The sequence below is a fragment of the Daejeonella oryzae DSM 19973 genome, from assembly GCF_000422945.1.
In the GTDB taxonomy this organism is placed as follows: domain Bacteria; phylum Bacteroidota; class Bacteroidia; order Sphingobacteriales; family Sphingobacteriaceae; genus Daejeonella; species Daejeonella oryzae.
Genome location: NZ_AUHA01000008.1, coordinates 45,344 through 58,240 on the forward strand (window position 1 = coordinate 45,344; position 12,897 = coordinate 58,240).

At 39.0% G+C, this 12,897-nt stretch carries 12 protein-coding genes; 2 read left to right on the forward strand and 10 right to left on the reverse strand.

Features of this window, described 5'->3' with window-relative positions; genetic code table 11:
* Positions 1 to 68: 68 nt before the first annotated feature.
* Entirely contained in the window at positions 69 to 1,970 is a 1,902-nt protein-coding gene (locus tag G521_RS0112815) for a DNA topoisomerase IV subunit B (protein WP_026898891.1), read from the reverse strand.
* Positions 1,971 to 2,232: 262 nt separating this feature from the next.
* On the opposite strand from G521_RS0112815, the gene G521_RS0112820 reads away from it, so the two are divergent.
* Together G521_RS0112820 and G521_RS18165 are read left to right on the forward strand one after the other, a co-directional pair.
* Complete coding sequence (locus tag G521_RS0112820; RefSeq protein WP_026898892.1) at positions 2,233 to 2,418, forward strand: hypothetical protein; 186 nt, start codon at positions 2,233 to 2,235, stop codon at positions 2,416 to 2,418.
* 22 nt (positions 2,419 to 2,440) lie between these two features.
* Positions 2,441 to 2,581, forward strand: coding sequence for a hypothetical protein (locus tag G521_RS18165; protein ID WP_155975799.1), 141 nt, complete (start codon positions 2,441 to 2,443; stop codon positions 2,579 to 2,581).
* Positions 2,582 to 2,646: 65 nt separating this feature from the next.
* Here G521_RS18165 and G521_RS0112830 read toward each other — a convergent pair whose 3' ends face one another.
* The 9 genes from G521_RS0112830 to G521_RS0112870 form a co-directional block, all read right to left on the reverse strand.
* Positions 2,647 to 3,150 carry a cupin domain-containing protein gene (locus G521_RS0112830; protein WP_026898893.1) on the reverse strand — a complete coding sequence of 168 codons (504 nt, stop codon included), beginning with the start codon at positions 3,148 to 3,150 and terminating at the stop codon, positions 2,647 to 2,649.
* Positions 3,151 to 3,228: 78 nt separating this feature from the next.
* A complete protein-coding gene (locus G521_RS0112835; RefSeq protein ID WP_026898894.1) occupies positions 3,229 to 3,825 on the reverse strand; it encodes a hypothetical protein in 597 nt (198 codons plus the stop codon).
* Positions 3,826 to 4,140: 315 nt separating this feature from the next.
* On the reverse strand, positions 4,141 to 5,391 hold the full coding sequence (locus tag G521_RS0112840) for a sulfate adenylyltransferase subunit 1 (protein ID WP_026898895.1): 1,251 nt from the start codon (positions 5,389 to 5,391) through the stop codon (positions 4,141 to 4,143).
* A 1-nt stretch (position 5,392) separates the two neighbouring features.
* Positions 5,393 to 6,334: a sulfate adenylyltransferase subunit CysD gene (cysD, locus tag G521_RS0112845; RefSeq protein WP_407637174.1), complete on the reverse strand. Its 942-nt coding sequence runs from the start codon at positions 6,332 to 6,334 to the stop codon at positions 5,393 to 5,395.
* 1 nt (position 6,335) lies between these two features.
* Positions 6,336 to 7,043 carry a phosphoadenylyl-sulfate reductase gene (locus tag G521_RS0112850; RefSeq protein WP_026898897.1) on the reverse strand — a complete coding sequence of 236 codons (708 nt, stop codon included), beginning with the start codon at positions 7,041 to 7,043 and terminating at the stop codon, positions 6,336 to 6,338.
* 70 nt (positions 7,044 to 7,113) lie between these two features.
* Positions 7,114 to 8,280 carry a trans-sulfuration enzyme family protein gene (locus tag G521_RS0112855; RefSeq protein WP_026898898.1) on the reverse strand — a complete coding sequence of 389 codons (1,167 nt, stop codon included), beginning with the start codon at positions 8,278 to 8,280 and terminating at the stop codon, positions 7,114 to 7,116.
* A 61-nt stretch (positions 8,281 to 8,341) separates the two neighbouring features.
* Complete coding sequence (locus tag G521_RS0112860) at positions 8,342 to 9,844, reverse strand: TSUP family transporter (protein WP_026898899.1); 1,503 nt, start codon at positions 9,842 to 9,844, stop codon at positions 8,342 to 8,344.
* Complete coding sequence (gene cobA, locus G521_RS0112865) at positions 9,825 to 10,613, reverse strand: uroporphyrinogen-III C-methyltransferase (protein WP_026898900.1); 789 nt, start codon at positions 10,611 to 10,613, stop codon at positions 9,825 to 9,827. Before cobA ends, G521_RS0112860 begins: the two co-directional genes overlap by 20 nt.
* A complete protein-coding gene (locus G521_RS0112870; protein ID WP_026898901.1) occupies positions 10,610 to 12,712 on the reverse strand; it encodes a HEPN domain-containing protein in 2,103 nt (700 codons plus the stop codon). The genes cobA and G521_RS0112870 overlap by 4 nt, the downstream gene beginning before the upstream one ends.
* Between the last annotated feature and the right edge of the window lie 185 nt (positions 12,713 to 12,897).

Consider the following 12,897-nt stretch of genomic DNA (forward strand, 5'->3'; position numbering starts at 1 on the left):
CTAAAAAACAAAGGGGGTTCAATATATAACTTTCAAAGAATATCTGCGAATAAATTTACCTATGCTAACTAGCCGGCAATAGCCAAGGCTTCCTCCGCTGCCCTGGCGGCTTGTTTAGAAATCTCATCTTCAGCTACAAAATCTACTTCAACACGTAAATTTTGAATAATGTGTTGTTGCCTGTCGGGTGTATTTTTGCCCATATAATATTCCAGTAAACTTTTAATGCTTTGCTCTTTTGACAAGATTACCGGATCTAAACGAATATCTTTTCCAATAAATAATTCAAATTCAATTGGTGAAATTTCTCCCAATCCTTTAAATCGGGTGATCTCCGGTTTGTTTCCAAGCTTTTGAATTGCCCTGTGCCTCTCCTCGTCGCTGTAACAGTAAATCGTTTCCTTCTTATTTCGTACCCGAAATAAAGGGGTTTGCAAAATTGATACATGTCCGGCTTTTACAAGGTCAGGGAAAAACTGCAGAAAGAAGGTCATGAGCAACAGGCGAATGTGCATTCCGTCTACATCCGCATCTGTAGCAATTACAATATTATTATAGCGGAGGTTATCCAGGCCGTCTTCAATATTTAAAGCATGCTGTAATAAATTAAACTCCTCATTTTCATAAACCACTTTTTTGGTTAAACCGAAACAGTTTAAAGGCTTTCCTTTTAAGCTAAATACTGCCTGTGTCATCACATCCCGTGATTTTGTAATCGATCCGCTTGCAGAGTCTCCCTCGGTTATAAACAACGTAGTATCCTGATGAAGTTCATTATTATCTTCGAAATGTATCTTGCAATCTCTCAATTTCTTATTATGAAGAGAAGCTTTTTTAGCCCGTTCATTAGCCAGTTTTTTAATCCCGGCAATATCCTTACGCTCTCTTTCTGATTGCAGAATTCTTTTCAGCAGGGCATCGGCATCTGATGGGTGCTTATGCAAATAATCATCCAGCGCCTTTTTAACAAAATCGTTTATAAATGTCCTAACTGTTGGACCATCGGGTGCCACATTCTGAGAACCTAATTTTGTTTTAGTCTGCGATTCAAATACAGGCTCTTGCACACGTATAGAGATGGCTGATATAATTGAGCCGCGAATATCTGACGCATCAAATTCCTTCTTATAAAATTCACGAATTGTTTTTACAAGTGCTTCACGAAAAGCAGCCTGATGTGTTCCCCCCTGAGTTGTATGCTGCCCGTTTACAAAAGAATAATACTCTTCGCCATATTGCTGACCATGAGTCATGGCAATTTCAATATCCTCGCCTTTTAAATGAATAATAGGATAACGTATCGTTTCAGAATCTGAATTTCTGGTCAGGAGATCATATAATCCCCGCTCTGAAAAAAACTTTTTTCCGTTAAAATTTATAGTAAGCCCGGCATTGAGAAATACATAATTCCAGATCATGCTTTCAACAAATTCCGGAATATAATGGTAGTGTCGAAAAATGGTTTCGTCAGGATAAAATGTTACTGAAGTACCGTTCCGCTGGGTAGTATCTATTTCCGGGAAATCATTTATTAATTCGCCGTGTTTAAATTCAGCTTTTTTAGTTTTATTATCACGATAGGATTGAACTACAAAATTAGAAGACAAGGCGTTCACAGCTTTTGTTCCGACACCGTTTAAACCAACTGATTTTTGAAAAGCCTTTGAATCATATTTACCGCCTGTATTGATTTTTGAGACGCAGTCAATAACTTTTCCCAAAGGAATTCCACGGCCATAATCACGGATCGAAACTTTCTGATCAGTTATGTTAATATCTATTGTCCGGCCCGCACCCATCACAAACTCATCGATGGAATTATCCACAATTTCTTTTAACAGAACATAAATACCATCATCGTATGCAGAGCCATCCCCGAGTTTACCGATGTACATTCCGGGTCTTAATCGTATATGCTCCTTCCAGTCGAGGGACCGGATGCTGTCTTCACTATAATTTATATCAGCCATGGTATTTGTTGTGGTTACAAATCTAAAATTTTAGCATATCTATCACAGGCAAATGTTTCAACATTTTGTACCCTATACCCTCTTTTTACAACAAATGGAAATAAATGTATATCCAATTGTACAAAACTATATACATAGAGTTGATTTTACAGGATGCTAATTGGTTGAAAACCGACACAATTATATATTTTTCCTATGTATTAATTGAAATTCAGATTTGGCACACTATTAGAATATCTGGATTTTATAAAACAGATGAATTATGGGAAATAGCAACACACAACATCAGCCTGATCCTCTTAAAAAGCAAAAAGAGCAGGAGGAAAAAGAATGGGAAAATCCCGCTAATCCCGAAAAAGCTGAAGACCGACGTGAAAGTGAACAAATTGAGAGGCAAAAGGAAGAAGCTGAACGCAGAAATGAAAATTTAACAGAAAAAGAAATATAATATCAACCTAAACCTTATTATCATGAAAAAGAATCAAAATTTAGCCACTCAAAAATTAATTAAAAAATTTGACGACCAATTATTAGATATCTTATCAGCAGAATTGAGATCTGTTAAATACAGCAAGACCAAAACAATGAGCCAGGCAGTTATTGCAGCTTAGAAAATACTTAATTATAAAAATGAAGGGGCATCTGATCAGTATGCCCCTTTATTTTATCAATTTAATTATCTTCCAAAATCGTCCTGAACTCTAACAATGTCATCTTCATCAGAAGGATTTTCCGCGTCTGTATGCTGCCAAATTTCTGCTAAAACTCCCCAGTCATCAAGGCCTACCAATCGGTGACGTTCTCCTTGTTTTAACCTAATCTCATCCCCTTTACTTAATTTTTTTACACTTCCTTCCGCATCAGTTTCGCTTGTAATAACTCCCGCATTACCCTGAATAACTTTCCATATTTCAGCTCTTCTGTGATGGTATTGCCATGACAAGCGTTTATCCGGGGCGACCAGCAAAATCTTAGGACTTAATTTTCCTGATATTTTAAGATCATCAGTGTTCATTCCATCAAAATATAAATCGGCAAATTTCTGTGCATCCTCCTCCTCTATCACAAAGAAACCACCCCATGGACGGGTCATATCCTTATTTTGTATCCTTACTCCGTCTTCACTTAATTTGCTTTCAACTTCTTTAAAAACCTGCTCTTTTGTACGCACTAAATCCATAGTAATAATTTTAAAATCAAAGTTAATAAAAAAGGGGGCTACATTCCTGCGCCCCCTTTTTCTAAATACTTAGCTTTGTTAGTCTACTACTTCACACCCAAAACCGCAAGTTTCAAAAATGCCACATCCTGTGTTTTTTCCTGATTTGTAAACCGCTAAAACACTATTTCTTGTTAACTTTTTAGAAACTACTAATTTATAATAGGAGATTTTGCTACCGCTTGTTCCAAAATCAAATTTTAGAATATTCTCTTTATAGCAATCCTGACTTTTATCTTCTTTTAGTGATGGTTGAAATTTTGTCCAGCTAGTCCCGTTGCCACTAAAAGCAGCATGAGTAATATCTCCTAATTCAACACAATCGCCTAAATCTAAATTCCAATGGCTTAAATCCTGAACAGTTCCATTTTTTCCGTTGCCCGGATGAAAATTTTGAACCTGCCAGATCCATTCATAACCTCCGTCAACTTTTGTAACACTTGCTAAACGCACACTGTATGGACTTGCTGCAGATACTGACTCGCCGCTGCCATTCATTTGCACTTCTTTAACACACTGACTCATCAGTTTTTCCTGCTGATTAATTTCTTCAGCCTGTTTCTTCTCACAGCTTGAAAATGCGAAAGCTGTAAGAGCAAGGCAAAAAATTGCCGATTTTTTTAATAAATTTTCCATAGTTGATAGCTTAGAATAAATGATTGCGTTTTATTATTTAGATAATAAAGTTATCCTAAGTATCATTTATTTTCAAATTATTAAGGAGATTGTACAAAAATTAGGAACGATTTCTCACAAGTGAGAAACAAAAATCAAGTATTGTTAAAAATTTATAACCGAAAAGATAATTTATATAATTAGGTTTTAGCTAAAATTCTTAAAATCACTTAAAATAACCAGCAAGATAATAACTTAAAAATATGGTTATATATTACATTTTAATCCTAATAAGAAAATCTGTATAAATTTTGCCGGAATCTTTTTCCACAAATTTTAATCTGCAACAGCTCTGAACATTAATGCGGCAACCGTTAAATTGGTTCGGCTATCAATTAATATGGCTCCACCATTAGATTTATTTTCCTGATACAAATCAAATGTCAGATTTCCTGCAGTTTTTAAAACCACTCTTCCAATCTCATTTAAGTTGAACACATGAGGGCTTAACTTTTCCAGTGTATTAATATTAACCTGATAGAGAATTTCCTGAATTCGGCATTTGCTGACTTTACTATTATGTTGTATTAAATATGTTAAACCAATATCTAAAGGCTGCGAATCCATCCAGCATAAATCTGCTTCGATTAAATTAGAGTTTTTAGGAAGATTTTTTTCACCAACAATTAAATCGCCTCTGCTTACATCAACATTATCCATTAAATGGATGGTTGCCGACATTCCCGTGTTTGCATTTTCAATCTCGTTTTCAAAAGTTTCAATTTTGCTGATGACAGATCTGGATCCTGAAGGCATAATTACAACACGGTCATTTACTTTAAAAGTACCGCTTAAAACACGGCCCGCATAGCCGCGATAATCGTGTAACTCATCTGTCTGTGGCCTGACAACCCACTGAACCGGCATTCGTGCCTGATCTAAATTTATATCTTCAGTCAGAGAAACTGATTCCAAATGATCCAGTAAGCTTTTGCCCTGAAACCAGTTCATATTCATAGACTTATTGACCACATTATCCCCTTTTAAGGCGCTCACCGGAATATATGTAACATCATGAAGATTAAGCTGTGATGCAATAGCAGAATAGGCACTTCTGATTTGATCAAATACGGTCTGATCAAAATTAACCATATCCATTTTATTGATACAAACAACTACATGTTTTAACTCAAGGAGAGAAACAATAAATGAATGCCGCATGGTTTGTTCAACCACACCCTTACGGGCATCAACCAGTATAATGGCCAGATTGGAATTGGAAGCGCCGGTAACCATGTTTCGGGTATACTGAATATGTCCAGGTGTATCTGCAATGATGAACTTTCTCTTTTCGGTCTGGAAGTATTTATACGCTACATCGATAGTAATTCCCTGCTCACGTTCTGCTTTCAGCCCATCGGTTAAAATAGCCAGATCAATAGTTCCGTCATCATTTTTGCGGTTTGAGCGCTGCAACGCTTCCAGCTGATCCGCCAGTATTGATTCACTATCATATAATAGGCGCCCTATCAGCGTACTTTTTCCGTCGTCAACACTTCCGGCAGTAAAAAATTTAAGTAAATCCATATTAAAAATATCCTCCTTTTTTGCGGTCTTCCATGGCAGCTTCAGAAACTTTATCGTCCATACGGGCGCCGCGTTCTGAAATCTTAGAAGCTTTAATCTCTTCAATAATATCATCAATCTGATCGGCTTCTGACTCAATGGCCGCCGTACAGGTCATATCTCCCACGGTTCTGAACCGCACTTTTTTACTTGAAACAACATCCAGATGATCCATGTTCAAATGATCGGCCGCTGCCATAATCTGCCCGTTTCTGGTAATTACTTCACGACTATGAGCAAAATAAATGGAAGGTAATGAGATTTTTTCTCTTCGGATATAGTTCCATACATCCAGTTCAGTCCAGTTACTTATCGGAAAAACCCGAACATTTTCTCCTTTATGAATTCTTCCATTGTAAATATTCCAAAGTTCGGGGCGCTGACGTTTCGGATCCCATTGACCAAATTCATCACGAACAGAAAATATGCGTTCTTTTGCACGGGCCTTTTCTTCATCCCGGCGGGCTCCGCCAATACAGGCATCAAAACCATGAGCTGCAATTGTATCCAGCAAAGTAGACGTTTGAAGAGAATTTCTGCTGGCATTTTTACCTTTCTGTTCAATCACTTTTCCCTGGTCAATTGAATCCTGAACATATCCAACAATCAATTTTTCATTAATCCGGTTAATCATTTCATCCCGGTAGGTAATAGTTTCGGGGAAATTATGTCCGGTATCGATATGTACCAGCGGAAAAGGAAACTTTCCGGGTCTGAAGGCTTTTTCAGCCAGTCTAACCAGCGTTATAGAATCTTTGCCGCCGGAAAACAATAAAGCTGGCTTTTCAAACTGACCTGCCACTTCACGCAAAATGTAAATGGCTTCAGATTCCAGCTGATCCAGATAATCAGCATCCTGTTTATTCATGTGTATTGGATATTGTGAATTTATTAATTCTGTCATTTCATTTTTCTTTAGTAGCATGCAGGCCGCACTCTTTTTTATTTTGATCTTCCCACCACCAGCGGCCTGCCCTGAAATCTTCTCCTTCTTTCACAGCTCTGGTGCAGGGTGCGCAGCCAATGCTGGGAAATCCCCGGTCATGAAGTGAATTATATGGGATATTATTTTCGCGGATATAATCTTTAACCCGGTCTAAGCTCCAATCAAAAAGTGGATGAAACTTTATAATCTGGTTTTGAGAATCCCATTCCATCGCATCCATGGTTTCGCGATTTAATGATTGTTCTGCTCTGATACCGGTTATCCATATTTCATTGCCAGCAAGAGCACGCTTTAAAGGTTCAATTTTGCGAATAGAACAGCACTCTTTTCGGTTTTCTACAGATTCGTAAAAACTCGTTGGCCCCTTTCTGCTGACCATATTTCCCACCAATTCCGTATCCGGATAAAACGCATCAATGGGTTTACCATATCTTTCGATTGTTCTGCTCCATACAGAATAGGTTTCAGGAAACAGCCTGCCGGTATCAAGCGTAAATACTTTTATGGGCAAGTGGTTAGAAAATATTATATGAGTGAGCACCTGGTCTTCCCAGCCAAAACTGCTGGAGAAAATGAGTTTACCATTGAAACGATTTGCCAAAAAAGCAAGTGATTCCGGAATGTCAAGCTTTTTTATATCCATCAATAAATTCTGCGTTAGATCCATATTATATAATTCCTATTGACTATGTAGATTATTATTTCAAATCACTTTTATTTAGTGACCTTTTATAAAGTTAAATTGAGTTTTTAAGAGCCGTAAAGATATCTTCCAGAATATCATCCAAATCTTCAAGCCCTACTGAAATTCGTATCGTTCCGGGATATATTCCAATTTGAGCCCGCTCTTCATCACTCAATTTAGAATGTGTAGTAGACGCGGGATGAGTAGCAATAGATCTCGAATCACCAAGATTGGGAGTTAAAAGAATCATTTTAAGTTCATCCATAAATATCTTGGCACGTTCAAATCCGCCTTTAACAGTAAAAGTTACAACGCCGCCACCTTGTTTCATCTGCCTTTTGGCTAGTTCATATTGCGGGTGTGATGGCAAATGCGGGTAGCGAACTTCCTCCACTTCCTGATTTTTTTCCAGCGCTTCTGCAACCTTTAAGGCATTGCTGCAATGCCGGTCCATTCGAAGAGTAAGAGTTTCGAGGCTTTTGGAAATAGTCCATGCATTGAAAGCAGACATTGCCGGTCCGGTATGACGGATAAAAAACATGAGTTCTTTCATAAGATCGGCTCTGCCGACCACCACACCACCTAAAACCCGGCCCTGCCCATCCATATATTTAGTTGCCGAATGACTGACTAGGTCGGCACCGTACTCTATTGGTTTTTGGAGATAAGGTGTTGCAAAGCAATTATCCACATTGAGAATAAAATTATGTTTTTTCTTAAGTCTTCCTAACCATTCCAGATCAACTAATTCTAATCCGGGGTTTGAGGGTGTTTCCAGGAATACCATTTTAGTTTCGGGGCGAAGAGCTTTTTCAAAATATTCAGGTTTTGATGCATCTACATAAGTGGTGGTTATGCCCCATCGCGGCAGCAACTGAGTGAACAGCTGGTGAGTAGAGCCAAAAACTGAACGAAAAGCTACAATATGATCACCGCTTCGGAGCAATCCGGCGATAGAAGCAAAAACAGCGGCCATTCCCGAGGCAAATGCAAGACCTGCTTCTGCCCCTTCCATTTCAACAATTTTATTTATAAACTCAGATGTATTTGGATTGGAATATCTGGAATATAAGTTCCCCTCAACTTCGTCAGCAAACATGGCCCGGCCGTGTTCGGCATTATCAAAAACAAAACTCGATGTAAGATAAAGCGGCACGGAATGCTCACGGTTACTTGAACGGGTTGTCTGGCTGCGGATTAATTTTGATTGTTCTCTCATTAGTGATGTAAAATTTGGAAATAGATCCAATTGTTTTTTCAATTCATCTAAAAATACCCATTTATATTAGATTCATTATTGTACTCAAAATGTTTTTAAGACTTGCCAGGATTACTATAATCCCTACGGAAACCATAATGACTTTTACCGAGATACGGTTTGAAAGCCGGGCTGCAAGTGGTGAAGCAATAGCGCTGCCAATAACCAGACCGAGTAAGGCATTCCAATGAAGGTTGTTAAGCATGGTAATAAAGGTTAAAGAACTCATCAGGGCGATAAAAAACCGCGAAAGCTTTACTGTGCCTAATGCATAGCGGGCATTTCTGCCTCCCGCAATTAATGAAGACAGTACAATAGAACCCCAGCCACCGCCACCAACAGCATCTATAAATCCGCCGCCAAAACCCAATGGAATTATTTTTTGAATCTTTTTACCCGTTCTTTTTTTGTTAACATGAAAAGATTTGCGGAGAATTACCGCTCCTAAAATCAAGGTATAAAGCGATACCACCGGACGTGTATAATGACTGTAATGTTCTAATGAAGATAGAATATATGCCCCGCTTACTGCGCCGATAATTCCCGGGATTACCAGCTTGTAAAACATACGCATATTCACATTCTTCATCCGGAAATGCATCCAGCCGGCAATTCCATTGCTCATAATTTCAGAAACATGAACGGCGGTGCTGGCAGAAGCAGGCGGAATTCCCATGGAAAGTGCAAAAGTGGTTGAAGTTACTCCGTATGACATTCCAATAGCTCCATCTATCATTGCGAAAAAAAATCCTGCAATAAGGAAATAATAAAAACTGGGATGAATATCTATAAGGTAAGATTTGAAAGCTGCATTATTCTCCCAGAACAAAACAGCAATGATTGCAATAGAAATTACTAAAGAACTCCAAATGAGCCAGCGCATCCTTTTACTGGATGGTTGTTCTGCAACTGGTTCCACTAATATTGCCGTAGCCTTATTCAGCTCTTTCACTTTATAAGCGAAATCACCGTTTAACTTAATTCTTAATTTATTGATCTGCTGTAGCGTATCGTCAATTTCATCAGGCAAATTTGCCTGCAGCATTTCCTTTAACCTTTTAGCAACAGTTGGCGATTTGCCATTGGTAGAAATGCCCAGCTTCAGATCACCTTTTTTAACGATAGAACCCAGATAAAAATCACAAAGATCCGGCTTATCGGCTACATTGATCAGTAAGCGCCGATGACGAGCCAATTGCCTGATCATTTCATTAATAAGCGGCTGATCTGTAGCCACAATCACCAGATCTTTGTTATCAAGATCGTTTTCTTCAAAACTGCGCTTAACAATCCTCAGCCTGGAATAAAGCTCTGCTAATTCGTTCACCTCGGGGCTAACGTGCTGCGCCACAACAGTTATTTGAGTTTGCGGGCTGTTAGCCAGTATAGCAGACAGTTTTTCCAGTCCTACATTTCCGGCACCAACAAGCAACACGTGCAGATGATTCAATTTCAGGAATACAGGAAAAAGCTGATTCCCTGTTTCCTCAAATTCCGCGATCCCGTTATTCTTCGGCAAATTCATAAAAAGCCCTGATCGGTTGAAATAAAGGATGCAATCCCACTACGTCTCCAAAAATTATAATAGCCGGGGAGTCAATGTTTTTATCTCTTGCGGTTTCAACAATCGTGTCAACAGTTGCTACTGCTATCTTTTCGCCTTCCATTGATCCGTTTTGAATCACCGCAACCGGTAGCCGCTGTTTTCCCTCGGCTTTAAAAATTTCTGCAATTTCTGCCAACTTTTTTATTCCCATTAAAACGATAACGGTTGCCCTTGATTTGGCTGCTTCGTAAACATCCTGAGAAACTTTACCCGAGGAAGTTGTTCCGGTTACTACCCAAAAACTTTCGCTTAAACCGCGATGTGTTACAGGAATACCCTGCAATCCCGGGACTGCTATGGAACTGGAAACACCCGGAATAACCTCGGCTGCAATACTGTAAGAAGCTGCAAAATCAAGCTCTTCGAAACCCCGGCCAAATACAAACGGGTCTCCGCCTTTAAGGCGAACCACATGTCCATAATTTAAAGCGTAATCAATCATCAGCCGGTTGACTGCATCCTGAGAATAGGAATGATCTCCTGATCTTTTTCCAACAAATACACGGGTTGCTTCCGCAGGTGCAAATTCCAGTAATTCGTCATTAACCAGCGCATCATATAAAACCACATCAGCACTTTTGAGTGCTTTAATTGCCTTTAATGTAATTAAATCCGGATCACCGGGACCGGCGCCTACAAGCGTTATTCTAGGTTCTTTTACAAAAGTTTTTATCTGAGTGTTTATCATTCTCGAATCAGCGACTCCCTTTCCGCTTTAATTTTGGTCATAAAATCTGTTACTGCATCCAGATAAAAGGATGCAAATTCTTTACCCGGTTCATTTTTATTGATTTGCAAAACCAGTTCGGTGAAGCTTGATTGATTCATCAGGAATGTATTCCCTTTAAATTGCTCGTCAAAATCACGGATGATTCCGGTATGCGTGCTGCTGTTTATTCCTTTATCAAGAAGTAAAGCTTTGGCCGCCCCCACAAATACACTGTAGCTATGATAAATGGAATCAGCGTAAGCGTCATTTTTAAAGGATTCTGTAGCCCATTCCAATTTTTCATCGGATTCAAGCAGCAAAGTTGCCACCAGATCTATCATTACCCCGGCGCATTCGCCAACGCCAATGGCCGTTTTAAAAACTTCTTCGTGACCCCAGTCTATGTAATCCTGATCTTTTAAATTTCCGGTATCGGCCAGCGGCTTTAATAACTGATAGAAATAATCTTTTCCACGGCGATCATAGTAGTGATTGAAAAGTTCATCAGGCAAACTGTTTTCATGATAATCGTCGAGCACAAATCGCAATACGATAGTGGCTCTTTTTGAGGGGACTTTAATAATCTTCTCTGCTGCACGACCGGCACCGTCTCTTAAAACGCCACCGCCCAATAACACCTGAACTGCAGGAACCACTTTGCCATTTGCCTTTATAGAACTCCCGTGAAAACCAAGATGAGCCAGACCATGCTGCCCGCAAGAATTCATACAGCCGCTAATTTTTATCTTGATATCGCGGTTATAAACTAAATCCTCATATTCTTCATAGATGACGTTTTCGAGCACACGTGAAAGTTCTGTACTGTTTGATATCCCCAAATTACACGTATCTGTACCCGGACAAGTAGTGATATCAGCTACGCTGTCAAAGCCGGTTTCTGCAAGTTCCAGATCTACCAATCCTGAATATAATTGCGGTAAAGCCTCTTTTTTTACAAATTTCAATAGCAGTCCCTGATTTTGCGTTATCCGAATTTCATCGGCCACCAAATCCTTGATAACTTCTATAAACTTTCTGGCTTTTTCGGTGGGAATATCCCCGGTACTGACTTTGACATAAACACCAAAATATCCCTCCTGCTTTTGTTCAAAAACGTTTGTGGCCAGCCATTTATCGTAGTTCAGGTTTCCATTTGCCTCGCTAAATAAATAATCTGATTTCTCCGGAAGTTTTGGCAATGGAATTAATTCTCTGTTAATCCAATAATTTGTTGATTTATTGGCCAGTTTCTCCTCTTCAATTAAACGCAATACTTCTTCTAAACCAATTTTTTGGATCAGGAATTTAAGGCGGGCCTTATTCCTGTTATTACGTTCTCCATGACGATCAAAAACACGGAGAACAGTTTCTATATAAGGAATGAGCTCTTCTTCAGCTAAAAATTCATTTACAGCATGAGCCAAATAAGGCTGTGCTCCTAGACCTCCGCCGAGCAGAACTTTAAAACCTCTGATCTCCTGTCCGTTTTCAATTTTCAGTTTCGGAATAAAACCTAAATCGTGAATGAAAGTAAAAGCAGTATCAGCTTCGCTGGACGAAAATGCAATTTTAAACTTACGACCCATTTCCTGACAGATGGGATTACGCAAAAAATATTCAAATACAGCGTGTGCATAAGGCGAAACATCAAAAGGCTCCTCAGGGTCAATTCCGGATGTTGCGGATGCTGTTACATTTCTAACGGTATTGCCACAAGCTTCCCGAATGGTGATTTCATCCTGTTCCAGTTTTTCCCAGAGTTCGGGAGTTTTATCCAGGCTTACATAATGTATTTGAATATCCTGGCGGGTGGTGAGGTGGAGATTTCCGCTTGCATATTCATCAGAAATATCTGCAATACGCAGCAGTTGCCTGAAAGTAACTTTACCAAATGGCAATTTAATTCGAATCATTTGTACTCCGGGCTGGCGCTGTCCGTAAATGCCCCGGGCAAGCCTTAAACTCCTGAACTTATCATCGTGAATTTTACCCTCACGGTATAACCTGATCTTCTTTTCAAGATCTATGATATCTTTTTGAACTACAGGATTTTCTAATTCGGTTCTGAAACTTTGCATGCGCCATTAATTAAAAAACCTCTTCTGCTTTTTGGGCTGAGGAGGCTAGTAATATTTTATATTAAATTATCTATGAATCTTCAAAATTGCACCAATTGCATAATCAGGCAACATAGTGGCATATTTGAAAGGCTCATATTTAATTTGTTATTTTTCACGGTTCAAATATATATAAAGTATATAGA